The following is a 25,712-nucleotide window of genomic DNA, read 5'->3' as shown; positions in this document are numbered from 1 at the left end:
TCTATTTGCCTCCCTGATGACGCACCGATGAGGTGATCACTTGTGGAGAATCGGAACCGCTGAAATCGATGGAAGGATGACTGTGGCCATGGTCTCGATGATCATGGGTGTGGTCGTGGTCGTGGTGATGATGGGGATGATGTCCATCGGCCTGCGCTTTTGCAACAAGCGCCTCCCAATCCTCCCCTCCCCCCTGCGCAACTTCCTGCACCCGATCCAGCAACACATGCACCAAATCCTCATCCAGCCCTAAATAGGTGCTCATCTTCACAGGAAGTCCTCCGCCTGTTGCAGAAAATTTTCGTAACAAATCATCCATGCGTTTAATTAGGACACCTGTAAACAAAAAGTAAGGAACCACAATACAACGGGAAGCCCCCATTTGTTCACATCGCTTTAACCCCTCTTCAAACCGCGGATGGGTCACCCCAATAAAGGCGCTCTCCACCCATTTCACAGGCATTTTTTCCCAGAGTAAACGGGCAATTTTATATAAATCACTGTTTGCATCGCCATCACTCGATCCCCGCCCAACCAGTAAAATCGCCAGATCCTCACGATTATCAAGTGTTTTATCCGCTAACATGGCATGTTCGTGGATTCGTCGTTTTAAAATGGGCAGAATCTCCTTCTCCACTCCAAAGGGACGACCATAGCTAAATTCCACATTAGGGACTTTCTCTTTCGCTTCGTGAATGGCAAAGGGAATGTGGACTTTCGAGTGACCGGCTGCAAAAAGCATGATGGGGATCACCCGAATATGCGTCGCCCCCTGTTCTACACAACGAGCAACTCCATGGGGGATATCAGGCTGTGTCAATTCCAAAAAGCAAGTCTCAATAATGGGCTCCTGTAGATATTGAGCCACCTTTTCCGTAAAGGCGAGTAGCTCCTGATTCCCTTCCTCATCTCGGCTTCCATGTCCAACAAATAAAATAGCCTCCATCGTTACCTTTCCCCCTTGATATATTTGAAGATGTACTCGTCCTGTTCATCATTGCTCACCACAGGCGAGCTCTGGAATTTTGGGTTGCGGAGCCTCTGATGAGCGAAACCCAGCCACTTCGGGAACTCGTTTGAAAAACTTGTTAAATCGTTCATTGGCATTGGCCTTTTCTTTGTACTCCATGACGATTTTCTCTACTGCATCCAGCATCGCTTCTGGCTCCATCCCTTCAGCAACTCGTTCTGCAGAGTGGGCATTGCGACCGATATTCTTTCCCCCTAGAAATAGATCACAGGTTCCGCGGCGAAAAACGATCCCAATCTCCTCCGTTGCGGCTCCATAACATGCCATGGCACACCCATTAAAGCCAACCTTCAATTCCTTGGGAACAGCGAGTCCACCAATACGGCGATGAAGCTCCTCGACATAAGGAATCGATTCGCCTTTATCCCCATGACAAAAATCACATGCTTTTACCTGAACGGTGTTTCCCACGGGTTCCACTAAAAATCCGTCTCTCTCCAACTGGGCTACGATTGCATCCGGCTGGTCTGTTGGGATGCGAAGCATGAGGCGATGATGCTGACTGTATTCGATGACGCCCTCATCACCTGCAATCTCAGCAACGGTTTTCATTTGACCCGGTGTCCACCGTTTCTCTGCCAAACCCGTCGATACTGCCACTTCAAAAATCGAAACAACACGCTCTACCCCTACGGATTCTTTTTCCAACGCCGTTGTCATGATCATGCCTTTTCTCTGTAAGAGGGATAGGGCTTCCGTTGCAAGAGCTTGTGGTGCAACAGCACTTGAAATGGAATATGCCGTCGACCTGGCATGGGCAGAGGATTGCCCTTCTCCGGTCGATGAAGGATTTTCATCGACCCGCTCTTCCTTTCTGTTCTCCTTTTGATCTTCACTGATGCTTTGACTTGCTGCTAGCGACCACGGTTCTGCCTCTGGTTTCAAGCGTTGATGAGGCTTTAACTTTTGTTCCATCCCATCTAACGTATACTTTCGTTGATAACCACGTGGTGTCACCATCAATCCATCATAGACAAAGGTCGTAGAGTTGCCGATGATTACCGTTGTCAGCATCCCAATGTCGTGTTCCAACATCCTGTCCAATTGGGTCAAGATGACATGTTCCCGCTTACGATACGCACTTTTAACCAATCCCACGGGGGTATCCGGTGAACGATGTTCCAACAATATTCGTTGGGTCTCGATAATTTGGCGCGTACGCCGACCACTGCGTGGGTTATAAAGCGCGATCACAAAATCGGCAGAGGCTGCCGCTTCAATACGGCGAGCAATGGTATTCCATGGAGTGAGGTGATCACTTAGGCTGATCGTACAAGCGTCATGCATAATGGGGGACCCAAGTAGCGATGCACAGGAGTTGATCGCAGAAACACCAGGGATCACTTCCACTTCAACCCCACTCTCCACTTGCCAGCCCTGTTCAATCAACACTTCATACACTAAACCTGCCATGCCATATACACCCGCATCCCCACTGGAGATAACCGCTACTTTCAAACCCAATTCCGCTTGTCGTACAGCTTCTTGGGCGCGACTTACTTCCTCGGTCATTCCTGTACGAACAACTTTTTGTGTGGAGATTTGCTCGCGGATCAAATCCACATAGGTGTTGTATCCGATAATCACATCGCTTTCGGCTATGGCTTGGCGTGCTCGCTCCGTCATATGATCAAAGTGTCCGGGACCAAACCCAATGATTAATAACTTCCCTTTGTTATTTGCCATCTTCCCACCTCCACAAGATCAGCAAGCGTTATATTTCACGTACAACGCCTCATTTTTGGCGAAATACGTCACCACTACGTACATACAAATCATCCTCACGATTTTCACGTGCGTTGGCTACCCGGCCAAGGACAAAAAACAAGTCCGAAATTCGATTGAGATAGCGTAAGGCTTCGTCATTGATTTCCTCTACTAGGGAGAGGGTGACTGCCCGGCGTTCCGCCCGCCTGACCACCGTGCGACAAATATGTAGCGCAGCAGCGATCGATGTCCCCCCTGGGAGAATAAACTTTTTCACTGCAGGGGTTTGCTCCAAATAGATGTCAATCTTATTTTCCAAGCGTGTGACATAGTCCGCAGACACTTTATAGGGGCGTTTCCCCTTCACCACAGCTAAGTCACCACCCACATCAAACAACTCTTGTTGCACCTCGACAAGTTCCTGAATCACATCTGCAAAATCGACAGGCGCACGCTCCCTCATGGAGGCAATCGCATCGCCTACAAAACTATTAGCTTCATCCACTGTCCCATAGGCTTCCACTCGAATATGATCCTTTGCTACCCTCGCACCAATCACAGAAGTCTTGCCAGCGTCCCCACGCCGCGTATAAATTCGCATTCAACACTCTCCCCTCATCCAATCTCTATCGGATGATTTTTCATGCTCCTATGCTCTTTTTCTCCACTTCTCATCGATCATTCGCAATTAGACCTTCTCCCATCTTCACGTTGGGATCTTTCATGTTCCTCATGGCTTGCATTCCAGCAATCATCCCCTCGACCGTATGGGGGTCTGGGAATACGCGCGTACACAGTTGCCGCTCCTTTGCAGCAGTAGCTGTCTTCGGCCCAATACATGCTACTGGAATGTCACGACAAACACTCATCCAATCGGACCATGCCTCATCCATCCTGTCACAAAAATGATTTACCATAGACGCATCCGTAAAAGCGATCCAATCGACAGCACCTTCCTTCAGTTGCTGTAACCCCCCTTTGAACTGACCTGCAATTTTTCGCGACGTATACGCCTGGATGTCGGATACGCGGTAACCGATTCGCCTGAGTTCCTCCATATCACCCTTCGGAAAGAAGGGATCCCGAATAACAAGCAAGTCCATTTCTTTCTCTACACTCGATTCCATCAGTTGGACAAAGGATGACATCGAATCCACTATCACATCCGCTTGCACGCCTCTTTCCCTCATCGCTTGAGCGGTTTGTTCTCCCCATGCAATAAAACCGCAAACTGCCCATTGACGAATATCGCCACCTATCTTACCAATTGTGCTGAAAAAAGCTTCAACTCCCTGTCGGTGGGAAAATAATACCCACCTGGGGATAGGAACATGGCGGAGTTGTGATTCCAAACTTATTGTAGGCATCCATTGCGCTACAGGGACTTCAATTGCCTCCCCTCCCTTCTCATGGATTTGCTGAACAAGGTTATTTTCTTGACTCTGTGTGTGTGGCACCAAGATCCGCTGTCCAAAGAGCGGTTTATTTTCTATCCAGGCCAGTCGTTTTCGTTCCTTAACCACTTCTCCGACTACAATGACTGCTGGTGAACGAAAAGCAGCTTCCTCTACCCGCTCCACAATATCCGCAAGGGTCCCCGTCAAAGTGGCTTGATTGGACCGTGTACCCCAGCGAATTAAGGCAATCGGTGTAGAAGGTGAACGACCGTATTGCAGCAAACGCTCGCAGATGATGGAAAGATTTTTTACTCCCATTAAAATAACGAGTGTTTCTGGCCCCTTCGCTAAATGCTCCCACCGAACAGCGGTTTCGTCCTTATCCGGGTCCTCGTGTCCTGCTACGACAGCAAAAGACGCATTGTATTCCCGATGGGTTACAGGGATCCCTGCATAGGCAGGCACAGCGAGTGCGGAACTAATGCCCGGCACAATCTCAAACATAATTCCTGCCTCTCTTAGAAAAGCCGCTTCTTCCCCCCCTCTACCAAACACAAAGGGATCTCCTCCCTTTAATCGCACCACACACTTTCCAGCCTCAGCTTGCTGAACAAGGGCGCGATTAATGTCTCCCTGCTCCCATCGTTCACTTTGGGGACGCTTTCCTACATCAATTAATTCGCAATGTTCAGGAACAAATTCCAATAGACGCGCATCCGCCAATCGATCATATAAAACAACGTCTGCCTCCATTAGACGTTGGCGTCCATGAACCGTTATTAATCCAGGATCACCAGGGCCAGCACCTACCAGATACACAACGCCCTTCTCCACAAAGCCACTCCTCTCCATGTATCCAACCAAGCAAAAAAACGCATCTCCCTTGAGGAGTGCGTTTTATGTACACGAAAGTTAAGCATACGTCGACAATTTTGTCGCTCTATGCGCATCGCGTCACCTCCCTATCCTCGTAGGTTTTGAATGGTGAGGATAGATAGGCAGGTCTCCTGGCTCATGATCATCGCTTCCTGCGTCTTCCCATTCCTTCTGGAACAGTGACATGAAGCAGGTCGCTCTCATTTACAGTGGCGGGACCGCGTCGGATTTACACCGAACTTCCCTTTTAACCGACTACCCATAGGATAGTCGGCACCTATCTATTCATCGATAAAGTTGTCATCTCTTCACCCAAAATCAATATTCCTCGATGAAGAAAAGCGATCTTGCCCAATTTGTTGCGTACTTTTATCGTACCGCTTTCCATGAGTCTTGTCTATCCTCTTTTACTTGTATTTAAAAATCAATGAATCTTCTTACACTTCCTACAAAAAAAACCGCCTCTCGGCGGCCATTCCTTGGTTCTTGGATCTTACGGCAAATTAGTTTCTCCCATGACATAGCGATCACACTCACGAGCTGCTTCACGACCTTCATGAATTGCCCATACGATCAAGCTTTGCCCACGTCGCACATCTCCTGCAGCAAATACGCCATCCAGATTGGTGGTATATTCCCCATACTCTGCAGAAATGCGTTGTCGCTTATGGTGAAGACCTGAATTTTCTAGTAGAGCATCCTCTGTGCCTTCAAAACCGGTCGCGACAAAGACAAGCTGAGCTGGCCAAACTTTTTCACTGCCTGGTATTTCACGGAAGGTGTAACTTCCATCTTCCGCTACCATTTTATCAGCTTCTACCGTATGCAGTTCCTTCAGATGACCGTTCTCATCACTGACAAGCTTTTTCGTGATCACAGAATAGCGACGAGGGTCTGCGCCAAAACGAGCCTTGGCCTCACTGTAGGCATAATCCATGGTAAAAACATGGGGCATCTGGGGCCATGGATTACTTTCCTCCCGCTCCTCTGACAAGCGTGGATGACGACCAAATTGGACAACACTCTTGCATTTCTGACGCAACGCGGTAGCCACACAATCGGCACCCGTATCTCCGCCACCGATTACAATGACATCCTTCCCTTCTGCATCAATCTTGGCTTCATATTGGGAATCCAACAACGCCTTCGTCGATTGCGTCAAATACTTCATTGCCGGATACACTCCCGTTAAGTCCTGCCCCGGTAGACCAAGTTCCCGATGCTTCTGAGCACCTGCACACAGGATGATAGCATCCGCATCTTCCCGCAGATCTGCGAGGGAGCGATCTTTTCCAATTTCGACACCGGTGACAAAACGGACACCTTCCGCTTTGAGTAGCTCAATGCGCCGAGTGACAAGGGATTTCTCTAGTTTCATATTCGGAATCCCATACATCAACAATCCACCGATGCGATCATCCCGTTCATATACCGTTACGGAATGACCCACTTTATTTAGCTGATCCGCAGCAGCGAGGCCGGCCGGGCCAGAGCCTACAATTGCAATCTCTTTGCCTGTACGAGACGTTGGGGGGGTGGGAACGATCCAGCCTTCCGCAAACCCACGGTCGATAATTTCTCGCTCAATGCTCTTAATGGCCACCGCTGGATCATGAATCGCCACCGTGCAACCTCCTTCACAAGGAGCGGGACAGACACGACCTGTGAATTCCGGAAAGTTATTGGTTTTTAAGAGACGTTCTAAGGCTTCTTTCCAACGTCCACGATAGACAAGATCATTCCATTCGGGAATTAGATTATACAAGGGGCAACCCGAATCCGTCCCGTTAATTGGAATTCCTGTATGGCAGAAGGGAGTCGCGCAGTCCATACAGCGGGCGCCCTGTTTTTTTAGTTCTTGTTCAGGAAGAGGCAAGGTGTACTCTTTCCAATCCTCTTGGCGGGATAATGGATCTCTCTCTGCTGCTGTCTTCCGATCATATTCCATAAAACCTGTGGCTTTTCCCATGTGACTCCCCTCCTTATCCTGTGAGTACCGGTTCTCCTTCACCCTTTTTTGCAATCATAACCGGTTGATTCGTCTGTTTCCGTTTAAAGGCTTCAGTCCTTGCCTCACTTTGACTCATCCCTGCGTCCATCAACTCCGCGATGGATTCCAATACTTCTTTATAATCATGGGGAATCACTTTCACAAACTTCGGCAAGGATCTCTCCCAATTTTCCAAGATCCGACGGGCATGCTCACTCCCAGTATGATGAACATGCTTTTCAATCATCTCTTTCACTTCCGTGATATCTTCATCCTCATCGAGTGTCTCTAGGTCGACGAGTTCCTGATTACAGGAAGCGGTGAAACCATCCAAATCCTCCGCCAGCACATAGGCGACGCCACCAGACATCCCAGCCGCAAAGTTTTTCCCTACAGGACCCAGGATGACAACACGACCACCCGTCATGTACTCACAACCATGGTCACCCACACCTTCTACAACCGCATGAACCCCGCTGTTGCGTACGCAGAAGCGTTCACCAGCGATCCCGCGAATGTAGGCTTCACCAGCCGTCGCACCATAGAAGGAAACGTTCCCGATCAGCGTCTCTTCCTCTGGCACAAAGGTGGATACTGGCGAAGGAAATACCGCAATTTTCCCACCAGATAACCCTTTTCCTACGTAATCATTGGCGTCCCCTTCGACGGTCAAGGTGATCCCCTTCGGAACAAAGGCACCAAAACTTTGACCCGCAGAACCTTGGAAATGAAGGCGAATGGTGTCTTCAGGAAGACCCTTTAGACCGTACTTTTTCGTCACTTCACTTCCTAGGATCGTTCCTGTCACGCGATCAACATTGCGAATTGGGAAAGTTGCTTCGACGGGTTCTCCCATTTCTAACGCGCTTTGACATGCCGGAATCAACTCGCGTCGGTCAAGACTCGCATCCAAGCGATGATCTTGTGGACGGGAAAAATAACGAGTGGCACTAGCAGGCACATCGGGTTGATACAAGAGCGGCGTTAGGTCAAGGGTTTTCGCCTTCCAATGCCCTTTTGCACTTGCTGCCATCTCAAGCACATCATTTCGTCCCACAAGTTCTTCCACCGACCGGAAACCTAACTCCGCCATCATCTCCCGGGTTTCCCGAGCAACAAACATCATGTAGTTCACTACATGATCAGGATCACCCGTAAACTTACGGCGAAGGTCCGGATTTTGGGTAGCCACCCCAACTGGACATGTATCCAGATGGCATGCGCGCATCATGATACATCCCATGACAACAAGCGGGGCCGTCGCAAAACCAAACTCCTCAGCACCAAGTAGCGCAGCAATGACAACATCTCGACCCGTCATCATTTTCCCATCGGTCTCAAGGGCTACACGATCCCGAAGGTCATTTAGAAGGAGTGTCTGATGAGCCTCAGCAATACCCAGTTCCCAGGGGAGTCCAGTATGCTTAATACTCGTACGCGGCGATGCCCCGGTTCCTCCTTCATAGCCACTAATGACAATCACATCAGCTAAACCTTTAGCCACTCCAGCAGCAATGGTTCCCACACCGGGTTTCGATACCAATTTCACACTGATTCTTGCTGCTGGGTTGCTATTTTTTAAGTCATGGATCAGCTGAGCCAAATCCTCGATGGAATAAATATCGTGGTGAGGTGGTGGTGAGATCAAACCAACGCCTGGAGTAGAACCCCGTACGTCGGCAATCTTAGGATAAACTTTATTCCCAGGAAGTTGGCCCCCTTCACCAGGCTTTGCTCCTTGCGCCATCTTAATCTGAATTTCATCTGCATTCACAAGGTAGTGACTGGATACTCCAAAACGTCCCGACGCCACCTGCTTAATCGCACTACGCCGCGCGTCTCCATTCGCATCGGGTGTAAAGCGAGCAGGGTCTTCTCCCCCTTCTCCACTATTACTCTTCGCGCCGATACGGTTCATCGCGATCGCGAGCACTTCATGGGCTTCTTCTGACAATGCCCCATAGGACATCGCCCCTGTCTTAAAACGACGAACAATCGATTCTTCGGACTCCACTTCCTCAAGTGGGATCGGTTTGCGATCTTCTTTAAAATCGAGAAGACTTCTTAAAAAGGCCATCTGCTCTTCATTGGCGCGCTTGGAGTACTCCTTAAACCGATCATAGCTTCCTAGACGGCACGCTTGTTGCAACGTATGAATGGTCATCGGATTGAAGGCATGATACTCTCCATTGCGTCGCCATTGCAATTCACTTCCCGGATCTAAACTACGTTCGCCATCATCGCGTACTGGATAGGCTTCTTGATGACGCATTACCGTTTCCCGAGCAATGACATCCAAACCAATACCCGAAAGCGAAGAGGTCGTCCGTGTAAAATATTCCTCGATCACAGACTGACCAATGCCAATCGCTTCAAAGATTTGAGCCCCACGGTAACTTTGGATGGTTGAGATGCCCATTTTGGACATCACTTTAACGACCCCATCCGTTGCCGTCGCAAGGTACTTCCCTACCGCTTCTTCGGATGTCACTTCTTCAATCAATCCGTCCTCCACCATATGGGTTAAGGTAGCAATCCCAAGGTATGGATTGATCGCATCCGCCCCATATCCAAGTAACATTGAAAAGTGATGCACATCCCGAGCTTCTCCCGTTTCCACTAAAAGGCTTACTTTGGTCCTTGTTCCCTGGCGAACCAAGTGATGGTGCAAACCACTTAATGCGAGCAATGTAGGCATCGCCGCAAGCTCTTGATTCACCCCACGGTCAGACAGAATGAGGAGAGTCACACCCTTTTCTATCGCACGATCTGCCTTTGTAAAGAGATCCGTAAGAATATCAGCTAACTTTGGATCCTCGGTCTTTGTAGAAAAGAGGAGAGAAAGGGTTTCTGACTGGAACTCTGGAAAAGAGTTTCCCCGTAATTTAGCCATTGTTTCGTTGGATATCATGGGTGTTTCCAAACGAATACGGTGACAATGACTCGGTTCAGGTCGTAAGAGATTCCCTTCAGCTCCTAAGTTGGTACGTGTTGAGGTGACACATTCTTCCCGTATCGCATCGATTGGGGGGTTCGTCACCTGAGCAAATGACTGTTTAAAGTAGTTATATAGGAGTTGAGGTCGATCTGACAGAACAGCTAAGGGCGTATCATTCCCCATGGAGCCGATGGGATCTTTTCCTTCGGTCACCATAGGCGCTAAATTTTTCGATAGTTCTTCATAGGTATACCCAAAAGCTTTATGCAGCCGGAATAATGTCTCCTCATCGAAGTCTTCCATGATCGGTACATCGGGTAACTTCGCTAACGGAAGTACATGTTCATCCAACCATTCTTGATAGGGATGCTCGGTTGCGATTCGAGTTTTTAACTCCTCATCCGAGACAACCCGACCCTCATCCAGATCGACCAATAACATCCGACCAGGTTGCAGACGACCCTTTTCTACAATGGTCTCCTCAGGGACATCTACCACACCCACTTCAGAGGAAAAAATAATCATATCCTCCGAAGTGACATAGTATCGTGCTGGACGAAGCCCGTTCCGATCAAGAACCGCTCCGATCTGGTGACCATCACAGAAAGAGATCGCCGTCGGCCCATCCCATGGCTCCATTAAGCAACTATGGTACTCATAAAACGCGTGCTTCTCCTTATCCATCGGCGTTTTATCCCATGGCTCAGGAATCATCATCATCGCAACATGGGGGAGCGACCGTCCAGATAACGCTAAGAATTCAAAGCAGTTATCTAAAATCGCAGAATCACTACCCTCCATATCCATGATTGGATGCACTTTATCCAAATCATCACCAAATACATCCGTTTCAAACATTTTTTCACGGGCATACATCCAGTTGACATTCCCCCGCAGGGTATTAATCTCCCCATTATGCAGGATATATCGATTCGGGTGAGCCCGGTGCCAACTTGGGAAGGTGTTGGTACTAAAGCGATTATGAATGAGTGAGAAGGCAGAGGTATACGCTTCATTGCGAAGATCCATATAGTATCCTCCGACTTGCTCAGGCGTTAACAGTCCTTTATAAACCAGCGTCTGGCTCGAAAGGCTGACCACATAAAGCTCCTCACGCGCTTCTTGTTCCAGACGTTTTCTAATCACATATAACTTTCTTTCAAAGGGGAGCCCTGTTTGTTGATCCTTCCCCAGCGCTATAAATACCTGACGAATCGTCGGCTGACTCTCTAACGAAGATTCGCCTAGACAACTTGGATCGACAGGGACATCCCGCCAACCCAATACATGCTGTCCTTCTTCCTCCGTGATTTCACCCAAGCGTTTTTCCCAGAGGGTTCGCCGGGAATCCTCTTTTGGTAAAAAAAACATTCCTACGCCATAATGACCCGGCTCAGGCAACTGAATGTCCAATATGTTTTGAAAATAGTTATGGGAGATTTGCACCATGATGCCCGCTCCGTCACCCGCATCGGCATCCTTCTGTCCACCCCGATGCTCCAATCTGCGGAGGATCTCCAGTCCTTGTTCCACAATCTCATGGGTCGCCTCTTTTCGTAAGCTGGCGACGAAGCCGATCCCGCACGCGTCGTGTTCATAGGCTGGATCATAAAGACCCTGTTTTTGCGGTAATCCTTTGCTGATCATGGTTATCACCCCTCGCACATCGATGTGTAGTGTCTCGACTGTCTTAGTCCAGACCTCAAGGTATTCCTACCGTTAGAGACGTCGTTGTCTCTACAAATGTCACACTATCTTGCCGATAGTGGTTGTTCTTGTTATTTTATATGTACGAATTAATATTAACAATATATATTTCCGATCAGATCAATCTCATTTCGAGATCAATTAACTTCTGCGAGGCGATTCGATTTGGATTTTAAGCAGATTCAATACTTTATCGAGGTGGCCAGACGAGAGCATGTCACCGAAGCTGCCCATGCTCTACATGTAGCGCAATCGGCGATTAGTCGTCAAATTGCCAACTTAGAAACCGAACTAGGGGTACAGCTGTTTCTGCGCGAAGGACGAAACGTTCGTCTTACTCCGCTTGGTAAAATTTTTCAAGATCACGCCGAGAAAGCGATGCGAGAAATGGAGATCGCCCGCCGGGAAATTGACGAGTTCCTCGATCCAGAAAAAGGAACGATCCGTGTAGGATTTCCGAGTAGCCTAGCCTCCCATATCCTCCCCTCGGTCATCTCTGCCTTCCGCGCCCGTTACCCCCACGTGGGATTTCAGTTGCGCCAAGGTTCCTTTCGCCATCTCATTGACTCCGTTATCCGCGGAGAAGCCGATATTGCCTTCGTCGCTCCCGTACCAAAGGAAGAAAAAGATGTCGAAGGCCATATCTTCTTCTCTGAGAAACTCGTTGCCTTGCTTCCTGCAAATCATGAATTAGCCGATCAACCTGCAATTCGGCTGGATCAGATTCAAGAGGATCCCTTTGTACTCTTCCCAAATGGCTTTATCCTTCATCAAATTGTTTTGGATGCCTGTCATCAGATGGGCTTTCACCCCCAAGTGTCCTTTGAAGGAGAGGATATTGACGCCATCAAAGGGCTCGTTGCCGCCGGGCTGGGGGTCACTCTCTTACCTGAAGTCACCTTAATAGAAAGCATCCCCCGTGCGACAGTGAAGGTTCCCGTGAGTGAACCCGAGCTAATCCGAACCGTAGGTGCCGTCATCCCCAGCAACCGCGACCTCCCCCCGTCAGAGAAATTGTTTTTCGAGTTTTTAAAGGAGTTCTTTAATAATTTGCAGCGGTTTCGATTGTGAGGAGTTGAGAAAAAAGGTGAACGGCTCGTTTAGACGAGCCGTTCACCTTTTATGATCCTTGTATTACATTCAATTGCTTCTATACTCGCCTCTTATTTTCTCTTACAATAGCACAACCTCGATTTAATAGATAACTAACCTATTGAAAACGACATATCATGTACCCTGCTGCCATTTAAACCTTATTCCCCTCCTGTAACCAAGACAATCGCCAAGCCACATACCCCTTACTACCCACCGTCTGGATTGCCGTAGCACTTACTCTTAGTTCAGCAGCCACCCTCTCATAGAATTGTTGAACACCGAGTACACTCGGATCACTGCTATTGCTATCCGTTACTTCCCCGTTACGAATAACATTATCTACGATTATTTGCGTACCAGAGCGAGAGAGTTGCAATGCCCATTGAAAATAATGCGGGTTATTTGGCTTATCCGCATCATCGACACTCCCCATGCCTGAAGGCAGGGATTCTTGAAAGCTCCCATCACCTGACAGGATCCACCCCAAGCTTAGACGGCCTGCCCAACCGCCTATTCCTCTATTAATATAGACTCCTATTCATTATTCATGTTAAAAACATCAAAAAAAGCAAGCGTATTTACCTACGCTTGCTTCAGATTATTTCAACCGGTTTACGATATGTTCCAGCTTTAAGCTCCTGGAAGCTTTAAAGTATAATACTGCCCCAGGGGGAACATGACGGTTAAGGAAGCTTGCGACCACATTGGGTTGGTTTGGAAAGGTATGCACTTTATTTCTGGGGAAACCTGCAGAGATGGCTCCTTGTGCAATTTTTTTGCCTTCATTCCCTACTGTTACAAGTAATCGGGGACGAGTGGCAGCCACTCTTTGCCCTACTTGAAGGTGCCCCTTTGTAGAATGACTTCCCAATTCGTTCATGCTGCCCAATACGGCAACGCTGAAACTAGGTCCTGACACTTTTCTTAGAACGTCAAGTCCTGCAATCATCGCCGAGGGGTTGGCATTGTAGGCATCATTGATTAAAAGACGTCTGTTTTTACCAGGGACTCGTTGTAATCGCATTTTAGGAACTGGAAATTTACGGAGAGCATCTTTAATAATTGGATCTGGCACTTTAAGTTGCTTGGCAATGGCGATTGCCGCTAATGCATTATAGACATTGTGTTCGCCCCATATTGGAATATGGTATTGGGTTTTTCCAAGATTAAATTCCATCCCTTGTTTTGTATAACGAATGTGAGTTGCCTGATACGTGGCTCCGGGTCGTGTGCCGAAGGTAAGAACGCGATGTTTTTTAGGATTCACTCTTAACTTACGGACTCCTGGATCATCTGCATTGATGATAAGAATTCCGCCAGGCTTCACACCGTCGACTAGCTCTTGTTTTGCACGTACTACATTTTGAAGTGAATTACCTAAGTGCCCCACATGTGCTTCTTTTACACAGGTGACAACACCGATAGTGGGTCTTGCCACAACACACTGCTGACGAATGTCGCCGAGTGTCTTCATGCCCATTTCAAGTACGGCAACTTGGTAACGACTATCCAAACGTAGATGATGATAATGCATTAATGATGCGATATTCATATTTTCCTGTGATTTTAATGTACGGTATCGCCTCATTAATATCGCTGTTGCCATCTCTTTGGTGGTTGTTTTTCCTGAGCTTCCAGTAATGCCAATAAAGGTGGCTTTCGAATGGTTTCGTTGCCATGCACATACCTTCCATAAGGATCGTTTTAAGCTGGCAACAGTGATCAGCATGAGATGCTTTGGAATATGATTTTTAAGCGAAGGGACAGTCACTACTACACCACTGCGCTGCTGACGAAGGTAACTTAATTGTCGTTCCATACTTTTAGCGGGATGGATGAGTTTGATGGATTGAGGATTAAGTCTTTCCTGTAGGCTAAATACGACTTTATTCACAATGCTTTGCGGGTTCCCACGGACGACACTCCCACCGGCTAATGACGCAAACTGGCCCAAACGCATAGGAAACACGTTGGCTCACCTCTTCCCTATCATCAACATAAATTATGTCTGTCCGTTGATGACAGTGTGAGGCATATGGACAGTATTCACCGAAATGGGCTCTGCTCCAAGGCCCAAATAAAATCGTGGCCCATCAATCATCAACATGATTGATGGGCCATTTTTATACTTATTCACGAAGCTTATTCCGTTTATTTAAGGCTTTTTCTCGAGTTTCATTTCTGCGATCTAGTTCGTGATTTCGGACTTCATTTCGTAATTCAATCCCTGTATTTCGCGCATAATTACGGAGGTCAATCCCCCTTAGCGAATTGATCGATCGTATGTCAATGGTTACTCTATCATCCCAACCTTTACTTTCCATATACTCGGTATATCCCCTGATACGCCTCTCCTCTAATTCTGCAAGATCTACCATTTTCTTTTCATTAGACTCTAAAGCATTTATTTTTTCTGACTCTGTCTGATAAGAGTCTTCCACATTCCTACTTTCCCACTTCTCCCATTCTGAAATAAGCCGTGCCTTTTCCCCTTCAAAATATTCATTTAAGGCTTCCTTTGAATTTACTTTAGAGTATTTACCTCCGCCAGCATCTGCCACTTTTTTCAATGCGCGTTGTCCTGCATTATCAACATCAAATCCAACAATGTTAATGATGGTATCTGTATTAGATCCATTCAATTTTCTTGCTTCTGCCACTGGGTCTCCTCCGCAAGTTTCCTCACCATCACTGACTACATATATGATATTTTCTACATTATCTCCATTCTCTTCTTCCAAATCCTTTGCAGCGGCACGTATAGAGTCTGCTAAAGGTGTCCAACCTGCGGGATGAAATTTATTTAACGACTGTTGAAACTTTTTGTCTTGATAAGGGCCAAAAGAATACACTACATCTGTACTCTTGCAAGAAATCTCCTTTTGACTTTTACTATTGCTCCCTTTATGCCCGTAGACTCGCAGTGCTACGTTGACATCGCTAGGCAATTGACTAGAAAACTTTTCAACCGCTTGTTTAGCAAGATCCATCTTGACTCCACCTTCAACCTTTCCTGCCATACTACCACTTGAATCGAACAACACCTCCACATTCACTTTTTTTCCTTGGGGTAATTTTGCAGACCGTATTCCACCTGGCTCTTGGTCATTCTGTCTCGCTAATGTATTAAAATCGTTATTAAGCTTTATATATGGGCGGTAATCTTCCCCTATCAAAGCAAGGAATTTAACTAAATACTGTTCAGCTGTTAAGTTTTTGGGGAAGTGGTCCACCTCTTTTTTCACTTGATTTACATCATAGGTATCCCCATTGTATTTTCCTGGACCTGCTAAAACATTTAAACCTATCAACTCATCAGGTACTTCTACTTTAAGGAGAGCGGGTTGTTTTTTTGATGATTTTTTAACATGTTGATCTCTATCATTCTGAGCTGCATTTTTGGGGCTGCTATCCATCAACATCGAACAACCACTAACCATTAATAAACTTATCATTATTGCAAAACAAACTAATCGTTGCATCATAAATTACCTCCATTAGAAATGTATACATCCTATTTATTCTATTATATTATAAATAAATAACTAATGCTATTCATTACGGAGATGTTTTTTTAAATTGGTTATCCGAAGTCTTACACAATAAATAAAATAATATGATAAATAGTTTCGATTCTGTCAATCTAATTACAACAAAAAACCTCCTAATAATGGAGGATTAGCTATAACCGTATGATATTAAAAGCAATCTACGGAGTTTCTTCGTTCATTACCCATAAATACTTCCTATTAGCTGTGCCCGACTCCGATACGGACCAACTGGAATTTGAATGAAACATGTCTGATCGCAAGTCGATAGGTTGTAAAGAGAGTCACATAAGGATGAGTTAAATCCAAGAAGGGGATGCCCTGCCCATCCCAATGCTGTAGCCGTCAACAGTAAACGCTGTACAATGATTCCCGCTTTCATCTGATTCATGCGATACCCTCGTTCTCCCAATCGATCATGCCCAAAGTCTTTCATCCCTGCAATATGGAAACAAAGAGGCACCTGAGTCAGATTGACATTATGTAGTGTCATCCCTTGTTGTAACCACAGGCGCTGATCTCCGGTTCGAAGTTGCTTTAACCCATGGTGATCGCCATCGTAAAAGTAAGCCCCGTTTGGAATGCCCTTCACTCCATATAAACTGATATAAAGGAAAAGGGGTTGATCGACATCTTCCCAAAGTTTCCTCCCACCCTCCCCATTATGATCCCCTAACAATGGAGCTACTTCCTTACACAACTGCCCCAGATGTTCTGGCTCCACTTTATCTAGCACAAAATCCATCCCTGGCGAGAAGCGCTGTCGACAAACTTTAACAAAATCGTAGATGAGTGGTTTTTTTTCAGAAAAAAGGATCCTTGAACTTTTTTCCTCCCCACCCTCCCCACCGTTCCTGGTTCTTTTCCCGTTTTTTTCTTGCTCTGGTCTAGGAAAATCACGTGAAGAATCCAACATAGCGGCTTTGTTCATGGCAATTAACATGGGATATTCACCGAACTTTTTTTCTGGACTGCTCGTTTTTAGAGACAGTTCAGGGATCTGTTGGCACAATTGGTCCGACGTAGCGCTCGGATCGTCCTTAATCCTACCCTCTTCTTTCAAGGTTGATTGATATAAAGGGAGAAGCGCATATGCACTCTCTTCCTCTTCATGGATACCGAATAATCGATTAACCCCACGATCTAAAAAACAATAGTATACCGCTGTTGAATATGAAAGCCTCTCTGCTACTTCATTCAATTGGCCAATGACGACCCCCGCATCTAATCCCTGTAATCGGTAAGAAAAGTTATGGTACTTAAAGAAATTTTTCCAAAACATGGTCGACACCAGGATAACCCCACTGCACTCTTTCACATTACAACGCCCGCCAAGCATTTGCATCAACAGTGCGTCGTAATTCCCTTTACGCAATAAGACTAAGCGATGATGAGCAACATTATAGTGATAAATCCCTTCTTCCAATCCCTCTATTTTTAAATACGTGTACAATTCCGTTGGATACAACGCCCCACCCGAAGGAACATACCTTCGCAAAACAGGCGAACCTCCCATAAAATCAGGGGTTTCGATACAATGATTTAAGCCATAGACATACCACAAGAAATAGCTGAACCGTTGTAACTCAGTCAGAGAATGAGTAGGCGCCTCCTCCAAGGTTAACGGCACATTCCCAGGTAGATCTACCTCTGGCTGTTCATGATATAACTTATACGGTCGCGGGGCATTCGCCCAATCGATCTCCCAGTCTGAAGGAAGTACTTTCTCCACATCATAATGAAGATCGTGTATAAATTGACGAAGATGCACCAGAGTACCTCCTCTCCCTTAAGGAAATGGATGGGGATGGGGATTCAACTGATTCATCGTTAATGATTGTGAGACATAACCCAGCTCCTTCGGAACATGGAGTACACGTTCAAGCCCTTCCAGTCGCACCAAATGATGCCCAAAGGTCATCGGGAGCATCCCAGGTATGAGTACTTTGACACAGTGTAAACCAAGTTGAGCAACTTCAGGAGAGGTTTGATTAACCACAATCACTTCAAGATTTCGCTTTTGAAACGGATGCAGAATCCTGGTTAAATCCTCAGTAATATCCATGGAGACAGGAATCTTTGGAAATGCCTCATCCAAACGCTGAACCGGTTGCTCTCCTTCAAGTAAAAAATGAAGTCGTGTCTCTGTCTCAGGCAAGCAATATAGTAGAGAATGATCCTTCATTTCGCGAACTTTCGTGGCATCCGTCACCATCTCACGTGCTCGATCATATTCCTTTGTTAACCCCTCATCCAGCATTGGAATAATCCCTACTAACTCATGAATTGAACTTTTCACCGCTCGCAACGGGTCAAGATGAGCCCCAGCAGCACAAATTAGATGGGCACCCTCCGACCGAATATTTTTAGCAATCGCCCAGACCGCTGGAATGCCATGTTCCATGGTTGCATTAAATAAATGGAGTTCATACCCTGCTACCTCTCGCATGCGGTGGATCATCCACTGAAGCTCTCGATCCTGTGTTGTGGAGGGATCGATTCGTGGAAGTGGCAACTGTGCGTACCACGTAAGGAGAAAGGCATCCCGCTCGACAATTTCCATGATTCCATGAAAGATCGCCTCTTCTAGGCTTCCCCCCATAGCACAGCCATTCGATGTTTCGTAAACAAATCCCCCTCCACAACCAAAGCTATAATACGCCAGTAATTGCGGAACCAAGATGGCACGATTCTGAGTAAAAGACCAGCCCCATACCCAGTCCATCGGTTGTTCCGGATCAAAAGGCTGAAAGGGGAAATCTTCCTTTTCATATTGCGCTCGTTGGTGGACTCCCACCTTGGGTGGGTAGAGAGCTTCTCCTTCACGATTGAAATAGCAATCACGAATGACGGGTCGCACACCTTGAGGACTGTACCCACAATGCCTTTCTAACCCTTCTAAAATGGCCGTTATTTCACTCTCCTCATAGGAGTGAGTGCGCCCTGCCGTCGCTTCATCGCCGATAAAAAGCGGGAGGTTCACCGTCACATCCGCAAAGGGACTATCAAAATCCGGCACGCTACCATTCATTAACCCCGTTCGACTGTCAAGATAAGTACGGGGGAGTACCTTCTTTAATTCCTCCATGGATCGTGTCCGAAAGCTGGTAGGAGAAAGTTTGGAAGATGGCTTTAATGTGATGCGTGCCCGCAAAGACGAATCATCCGGTAGTGCGCTGCATAGAGGACACTTTCCATCGGGAAGTACATAATGGGAGGACGTCGCCAATGTTTTCATATGGATGTAGTAAAGGTGATCCTGGGATAACCCTTGATCTCCCGTTAATACTTGCCTTACTTCCTTCGTCAAGAAGGACGCCATAAACCCCAAACCGTTTTCTGATGACCAAATATCTTCACCGTTGAGACCGTGATGAGCAACAAGACTTTGTCGTAATACCCACATGTCCTTCCGATCATTCCCTGCGATGAGGGTACGAAGATCTGCACATTGGGTGCAACCCCTGCGATTCGGTTGAACGAATGGTCCGATAATCCCCTGGCCAAAGGCAATAAAGCCTCGTAACCAGGGAATCCCTCGATCACGAAAAACCTTTTCTGCTTGAAGGTGGACAGCAGGTTTCCAGGTATCATGAAGGACTAACGCCAATCGTAATGACTCTGACACCTCTGAGTGGACATCTGCCTTTTTGATCACCTGATAATCATTGGACAAGTCTTCTTCAACCCGTTCCGCCAGTATACCATCGCCGAAAATGCCAACTACATCCGTCACTCAATCTCCCTCCTCAACCAACGATACTCCAAAGACACCAGCCAATCCTTGCTTGATAAAAGGCTCTACGGTCCAATCGACAACCTTGAGATGTTGTTGATTTTGTTGCAATATCTCACGTGCAGCTGGGAGGTAATCCACTTCCCTCATCCCCATTGACACTTCCAGCTGTTGCGGTGAACCTTCACGAAGGTTCACCTTTGAAACCCGTACACCTTCTTCAGTAAAATTGGCGTCTGGATGTTGCTGAGCCCCGAGTGCAAATCGTAACGCTCGTTTTAAAGCAAAGGATTTATGAAGTCCTACGCTGCCATACCATGTGTCATGATCCCCCACCCAGATGACAGGAAAGCCACAAACCTCCTCACCCAGACCGAATCGAGGAAGCTCTCCTCTGCTTGACCATGCTTCTAAATAAAACCGACACTCTCGATCCTCCATCGCACCCAAACGTAGCAATGAAATCGTAGGAAGTTGCTTCTCTAAGCTACTTTTCCACCTGTTCACCAGGCATTTTTGCAAACCACGGCACACACCCTCTGACAACGTGCGACCCGCACCCAATCCGGTAACCTGTTTCTCGTGATTTCTCGCTTTCATCCATTGAGAAACATAGGCTTCGATCCCGTATAAGCCCGCTTCCTTTCGTGCTTCTCGATGAGTAATCCCCACACTGATGCTCTCAGGTAACGGATCCGCCGGACCTTCAGACAGTGGATTCATGACTTGAATCTTACATTGAGCGAGAGGAAGTTGACGAAGTGCTCCCTCTTCCCAGGATCGAAAAATACCTGTGACGGGTAAGGACCAATCGGCAAAGGCAAGAAACATCGCCTCTTCATTCCGATCCTCTTCACTTCTTTCCGCTATCCACCACGCCTTAGTCACTTTTTTAACGGGTTCACTCCCTACTACTTCTGGGTGAAGGAAAGTAGGGTACCAATTGCTCTCCATCGATTCCCCTCGATGGAGAAAGATTGCGTTGTGGGGTTTTAGTTCATTGGATTGTGTGATCTCTTTAAAGCAGGTAAATGCCATCACATGTCCGAGGACGCCTCTGATCGTGGAGGTATCTGTGCAGGAAATTCCTTCTTCCCACTCTTGACGGTGAATACGCCGCCAAGCTGACTCCCAGCACCCTATCGCTACACCATCCATCCAGGGACCCACCCAAACAAGGTTATTGGAGCAAATGCCTGGTAACAATGCGATATGCTCTTTTTTACATATGGATTGTAAATGGCGTAATTGATCCAAGCCATTTTCTCGTGCCACATAGAGAACGACATCAAATGACTTGATAAGTTCTTCCCAGCTTGACTGATCCTTTCTGTCAAGGGAGAGCTCCGTGTGTGTAATCGATGGATCCATGAGTAAAGCCTGGGATTTCAGTTCCGCCATTCTCTCTTCATCCAACGGATCTTCATGGGTCACACAGGTATGGACATGAGGGAGACCCGATTGCCACAACGCATCAATCACCGCCGTCATCAACGAACTTTCACCCATAAGCAATACCTTTGTTTGGCGGTAACTTTCAAAACGAGAGGCCCCAGAGTCTCCCACAGCAGCATCTAAAAAAGCCAGTTGTGAAGCAAAGGCATTCATGACTTTCTCAGATAACTGGTGGGGTGTTTCTTGACTTACATCCCTTGCCATACCCTGGTTGTATAACATGTTTGCGATCTGATACACGCGTTCCTGATGAGCCTTAGGCAATCCTGCGGTTATCTCGCCCAATGGTTCCTTGCCATTAAAAACCGGAATTAATTTTTCAATCCATTGCGCGATCATCCCACCATCTAACCGAAAAGAACAGCGATTATTTCGAATATAGACTCCGCCCTGGGCATCTGGAAGAACAAACGTATCTTTATTCATCTTGAGACGTGTGGAAGATTGCAAGCTCGCCATTCCCATTCCTCCTTGCTATCATTCAAAATCCGAATCGATCCTCTCCCGTCCATTTTATGTATCTTCTACCGTCCACTTGCTTACCACGAGAAAAAAGCACTTCATTACCAAGAAAGATTGGCAATGAAATGCTCAGCTCAGTATCCACCCGTTTCGTTTTAAGGCACCAAGTAAGGATAAGGATACGGTGGGTACGCAGGCAATGGAACCGGGACAGGTAACGGCACAGCGCAACCGCCGCATCCGCCACAGCCGCCGCCGCAACCAGCACAGCCCACACAGCCCACACAACCCACACAGCCCGCACAGCGGACACCACAGGCCCCCGCACAGCGAACACCGCATGCACCAGCACAACGACCTCCACATGGGCCAGCACAGGGAGCGCACCGTCCTCCGCCGCATCCGCCACATCGGGCACCACAACCACCCGCACACCGAGCACCGCAACCCCCTGCACACCGAGCACAGCCACCACATCGTTGCGCGACCTCAGGATGATTCGGATCGTCATAATCCCATGGAATTGCATCACTTTGCGAAAATTCATTAATACTTAGCTCTTGTAGATCTTTTTTAAAGTCATCCATTTCTATCCCCCCAAAAAAAGCTGATCGTCAGCTCTACTCTTCAACCTCCTCGCCGTCACTTCACCCCCCCAATTATCTAGATAATTGATACTTATGAGCCGGGATAGCTATTTTTCCAGGGGCAAGCTATATTTAAAGATCCTATTCTGCATGGGAAGATTCGAAACAAAATACAAAAAATACGTATGGAATCAGCGAGTGGGTTCATTCACCAACGTTCTCGCCTCTCTCATACGCATCCTGATTGCAATACCAACACTCCATCGATCCCTAGTTTTTACCTTCGTCGCTTTTCCGTTCACCCGTCCTCGGATCTTCGTCATTTAACATGCTAGAGGTCGCTGATTTAAATTCCCGTAAAGTTTTCCCTACAGAGCGTCCGAGCTCAGGTAACTTTTTGGGTCCAAAAAGAAGAAGAGCAACCAGCGAAATCAAAATAATCCCTTGAATAGTAGGTAGATGCATCACAACATCCTCCTTTTTCAACGCTATTCCAATCCTATCATGAATCCAAGACCATCGTCATTGATGTTGATTTTTATCTCGACCTCGTAATCCTTTTTCAATCCCTCTTCTTAGGTTAAACTATGAGTATTCACTAGGGATAAGGTGGGAGGAATTTTATGAATCCATTAGATATTCATGAAATTGGTGAAATCATTCGTAAGGTACGTAAAGAACGTGGCTTACGTCTTGAAGATCTAGCCGATGAAAATATATCGCCAGCTACCATTAGTAATATTGAGCGTGGTGTTACCCATGTGAGTATGAAAAAAGCCCACTACTTGTTAAGTAAATTAAACATTGATATACATAACCTTCCTGACCTTATCCTGAAAGAACAAAAAGAACATCAGGACCTCAGCTTTCAATTGTTATCCATCGAATCCATGTGCGCAACGCAACATTCTGATAAAGCACTGCAATCCTTGGAACAACTTACCATCGATGACACCCATCCTTATGCGAGCACCGTGTATTATCTCATTGGGAAATGCCATATCCAAAAAAAGAACTGGAAGCGAGCTGAACGCATTCTCTTTAAAGCCATTCAGTTAACAAATCAAGGCGACCCCGCCCACAATATCGAAGCCGCCTCCTTGGCTGAATTAGGACTTTGTAGCTATTATCAAAATGATTTGGATAGTGCTTTAAAGTATACGGAAAACGGCATCAATTCCTTTGATCCCCAGGGTCAACGTCCCTATGTTCAATTTGTATTAAAGCAAAATAAAGCCGTCTATTTAGAGAGGCTCGGTCGAATTGGCGAAAGCATGCGTGTCGTCGAATCGGTGTGGGACCATCTTCATCAGATGGATGAGTCCAATATGGTACTTACCTTCTATTGGTTACGTTCTGAATTACTACGTCGCTCTAAAGTCTACGAGGACGCAATCTATTATGCTACCGAGGGATTAGAAAAAGCGCGGCGAAATACCAATTACAACTTGATGTATGATTTATGGACCGTCCTGGGTAGTGTTCATATGGATGGCGAAGATTGGGATGCAGCAAAGACCTGCTTTAGTCGTGCCATTGAATTAGAAGACTTTTTATCCAGTAAACATAAATTTATTATCACCTATGCTCGTCTCGGTGTTTTATATATTCAATTAAATGCGTGGGAAGAAGCCCATATCGTTATTGAAAAGGCGGTACAAATTGGGAAGGAATACAATGATATTCCGCGTCTAACTTACGCCTTACATACCTTGGGAGATTATTACCGCCTCCAAGGAGAAATTAATGAAGCAATTCCCCACTATCAATACTGCTATGAACTCTGCAACCAACATCACCTTAAAGAAAAGGAATACCAAGCATTGTTACGGCTCGCTCAATGTTGGGAAGAAATCGATGAAGTGGAATTTCAAAAACATATACGTAATATGTATGAAGTACAACTACAACTGAATACGTTAGGAGGACGCTTTTGAGGAAGAAAATCCAACTCCTCTTTGGTATTTTGACTCTTTTATTCTCTATCGGTAGTTATCCATTCATCACCACTCACGTCCCCACCTTGACCATCCTGACCGACTTTTCCGATAGTGACCCAACAGGTACGTAAGAGACTGCTGATGACAAAAAAATACGGGCAGAAAATCAAATGTCCAGAAAGATAAAAACAAGCCATGTCGCCATGGCTTGTTTTTATCTTCTTATTCATCGACTTTTTCAGTCTTTTCATGCTCACGATTACTTTTAAATAGCGGTTGAACGTATTTTTTGAGTACCCATGAAGCAAGTAATGCCACGACAAGGGCTTTTAAAATAAATACTCCTAAATCTGCTCCGAGTGGGATGATCAATTGGTTTACCCAATCAATCTCCGGTTGTTGTGCGCCTGGAATAATAATCACTCCTTAGTTAGTACGTCACATGCCGAGTGGCATCTGTTATTTAATTTTTAACACAAACTACCTCCTTTTAAAAGCATTTTTACAAGTTTCCCTGGCGACACATTTGTAAACTACCATCTATTAATTGGGTTTTTTTGACTAATTAATTTGAGTTTCAATTTTTTTCGACAAAATCACTGGTAAACAGACAAAACCCGAACAATTTTTGGTATAATAAGATGGCTTCACCTTTATTCTAAGAAAGAGGGATCTTCCCATCGATTAACTGATCTTTGTTTGGTTTTTTGTACGCAGATGCTCTATTATTCTTTGAATGGGAATGGTTTGTAGACTAGTATAGTCCTTTGATACTTACTCACCATTCAGCAACGAAATCATTTATAGATATTAATAAAACGATCTGCTGCATGCTGTATCGATATATCCCACAAAGTTCAGTAAATATGTGAGGAGAAAAACTCAAAAATTTTATATGAGGCAGGGTTCATCATGGATAATAACATTCAATTAAAGCAACAATTAACACCCGATCAGTTGCAAATGCTACACGGCGAACTAGAAATGCGGAAAAAAAGCAAAGTGGTCATGTATCTACTATGGATCTTTATGTCTACTTTTGGGGCACATCGCTTCTACCTTGGTGATACAGGCTATGCCGTAGCGATGCTCTTTTTTGGCTGGCTGACTCTTTTTCTTTGGCCCCTAATTGATGTCTTTTTTATTGGCAAACGAATTGATGAAAAGAACACCCAGTTGGAACTTGAAATCATTTCACAAATTCGAGCAAACCAACAGCCACAATCTGCATGATAAAGAAGAGA

The 25,712-nt window shown here is 46.2% G+C and carries 18 protein-coding genes, 1 pseudogene and 1 riboswitch; of the genes and pseudogenes, 4 read left to right on the top strand and 15 right to left on the bottom strand.

The features are described from left to right. Nucleotide 1 precedes the first annotated feature (1 nt). The 6 genes from CHX35_RS05425 to gltB all read right to left on the bottom strand — a co-directional run bounded on the left by CHX35_RS05425 (nt 2) and on the right by gltB (nt 11,585). Complete coding sequence (locus tag CHX35_RS05425; RefSeq protein ID WP_091835075.1) at nt 2-946, bottom strand: sirohydrochlorin chelatase; 945 nt, start codon at nt 944-946, stop codon at nt 2-4. 48 nt (nt 947-994) lie between these two features. After that, on the bottom strand, nt 995-2,716 hold the full coding sequence (gene cobJ / locus CHX35_RS05420) for a precorrin-3B C(17)-methyltransferase (RefSeq protein ID WP_091835072.1): 1,722 nt from the start codon (nt 2,714-2,716) through the stop codon (nt 995-997). 49 nt (nt 2,717-2,765) lie between these two features. Next, entirely contained in the window at nt 2,766-3,338 is a 573-nt protein-coding gene (locus CHX35_RS05415; protein ID WP_091835069.1) for a cob(I)yrinic acid a,c-diamide adenosyltransferase, read from the bottom strand. 70 nt (nt 3,339-3,408) lie between these two features. After that, the gene (gene cobA / locus CHX35_RS05410; RefSeq protein ID WP_176391906.1) at nt 3,409-4,968 is read right to left on the bottom strand and encodes a uroporphyrinogen-III C-methyltransferase; all 1,560 of its coding nucleotides are present in this window, start codon (nt 4,966-4,968) and stop codon (nt 3,409-3,411) included. Nucleotides 4,969-5,114: 146 nt separating this feature from the next. After that, a riboswitch (cobalamin riboswitch) is annotated at nt 5,115-5,306 on the bottom strand. Nucleotides 5,307-5,503: 197 nt separating this feature from the next. Continuing rightward, nucleotides 5,504-6,979 (bottom strand): glutamate synthase subunit beta, encoded by a 1,476-nt coding sequence (locus CHX35_RS05405; protein ID WP_091835063.1) that lies wholly within the window; start codon nt 6,977-6,979, stop codon nt 5,504-5,506. 13 nt (nt 6,980-6,992) lie between these two features. Continuing rightward, a complete protein-coding gene (gene gltB, locus CHX35_RS05400; RefSeq protein ID WP_091835060.1) occupies nt 6,993-11,585 on the bottom strand; it encodes a glutamate synthase large subunit in 4,593 nt (1,530 codons plus the stop codon). A gap of 225 nt (nt 11,586-11,810) precedes the next feature. Between gltB and gltC the strand changes: the two genes are divergently transcribed. Next, the gene (gene gltC / locus CHX35_RS05395; RefSeq protein WP_091835057.1) at nt 11,811-12,716 is read left to right on the top strand and encodes a glutamate biosynthesis transcriptional regulator GltC; all 906 of its coding nucleotides are present in this window, start codon (nt 11,811-11,813) and stop codon (nt 12,714-12,716) included. Between the two features lie 175 nt (nt 12,717-12,891). Here the strand turns inward: gltC and CHX35_RS05390 are convergent. From CHX35_RS05390 to CHX35_RS05355, 8 genes and pseudogenes are all read right to left on the bottom strand, one after another. Further along, nucleotides 12,892-13,158, bottom strand: a pseudogene (locus CHX35_RS05390) (O-methyltransferase); the annotation flags it as partial. A gap of 180 nt (nt 13,159-13,338) precedes the next feature. Next, the gene (locus CHX35_RS05385) at nt 13,339-14,700 is read right to left on the bottom strand and encodes a UDP-N-acetylmuramoyl-tripeptide--D-alanyl-D-alanine ligase (protein WP_245838664.1); all 1,362 of its coding nucleotides are present in this window, start codon (nt 14,698-14,700) and stop codon (nt 13,339-13,341) included. Nucleotides 14,701-14,869: 169 nt separating this feature from the next. Further along, the gene (locus CHX35_RS05380; RefSeq protein WP_176391905.1) at nt 14,870-16,222 is read right to left on the bottom strand and encodes a VWA domain-containing protein; all 1,353 of its coding nucleotides are present in this window, start codon (nt 16,220-16,222) and stop codon (nt 14,870-14,872) included. 247 nt (nt 16,223-16,469) lie between these two features. After that, nucleotides 16,470-18,059: a SagB family peptide dehydrogenase gene (locus tag CHX35_RS05375; RefSeq protein ID WP_091835049.1), complete on the bottom strand. Its 1,590-nt coding sequence runs from the start codon at nt 18,057-18,059 to the stop codon at nt 16,470-16,472. Nucleotides 18,060-18,077: 18 nt separating this feature from the next. Then, nucleotides 18,078-20,024, bottom strand: a complete 1,947-nt coding sequence (locus tag CHX35_RS05370) for a TOMM precursor leader peptide-binding protein (protein WP_091835046.1) — start codon at nt 20,022-20,024, stop codon at nt 18,078-18,080. Continuing rightward, a complete protein-coding gene (locus CHX35_RS05365; RefSeq protein WP_091835044.1) occupies nt 20,025-21,938 on the bottom strand; it encodes a hypothetical protein in 1,914 nt (637 codons plus the stop codon). 158 nt (nt 21,939-22,096) lie between these two features. Continuing rightward, nucleotides 22,097-22,528 (bottom strand): heterocycloanthracin/sonorensin family bacteriocin, encoded by a 432-nt coding sequence (locus tag CHX35_RS05360; RefSeq protein ID WP_176391904.1) that lies wholly within the window; start codon nt 22,526-22,528, stop codon nt 22,097-22,099. A 270-nt stretch (nt 22,529-22,798) separates the two neighbouring features. Then, a complete protein-coding gene (locus tag CHX35_RS05355) occupies nt 22,799-22,993 on the bottom strand; it encodes a twin-arginine translocase TatA/TatE family subunit (RefSeq protein WP_091835040.1) in 195 nt (64 codons plus the stop codon). A gap of 158 nt (nt 22,994-23,151) precedes the next feature. Between CHX35_RS05355 and CHX35_RS05350 the strand changes: the two genes are divergently transcribed. After that, nucleotides 23,152-24,465: a helix-turn-helix domain-containing protein gene (locus tag CHX35_RS05350; protein WP_091835037.1), complete on the top strand. Its 1,314-nt coding sequence runs from the start codon at nt 23,152-23,154 to the stop codon at nt 24,463-24,465. Next, the gene (locus CHX35_RS17425; RefSeq protein ID WP_176391903.1) at nt 24,462-24,599 is read left to right on the top strand and encodes a hypothetical protein; all 138 of its coding nucleotides are present in this window, start codon (nt 24,462-24,464) and stop codon (nt 24,597-24,599) included. The genes CHX35_RS05350 and CHX35_RS17425 overlap by 4 nt, the downstream gene beginning before the upstream one ends. A 91-nt stretch (nt 24,600-24,690) precedes the next feature. Here CHX35_RS17425 and CHX35_RS05345 read toward each other — a convergent pair whose 3' ends face one another. Next, nucleotides 24,691-24,891 (bottom strand): hypothetical protein, encoded by a 201-nt coding sequence (locus tag CHX35_RS05345; protein ID WP_091835034.1) that lies wholly within the window; start codon nt 24,889-24,891, stop codon nt 24,691-24,693. A gap of 489 nt (nt 24,892-25,380) precedes the next feature. Between CHX35_RS05345 and CHX35_RS05340 the strand changes: the two genes are divergently transcribed. Then, a complete protein-coding gene (locus CHX35_RS05340) occupies nt 25,381-25,701 on the top strand; it encodes a TM2 domain-containing protein (protein WP_091835031.1) in 321 nt (106 codons plus the stop codon). Nucleotides 25,702-25,712 lie beyond the last annotated feature (11 nt).

Source organism: Marininema halotolerans, assembly GCF_900116235.1.
Lineage (GTDB): Bacteria > Bacillota > Bacilli > Thermoactinomycetales > DSM-45169 > Marininema > Marininema halotolerans.
This window is presented reverse-complemented; position numbering and strand designations above follow the sequence as displayed.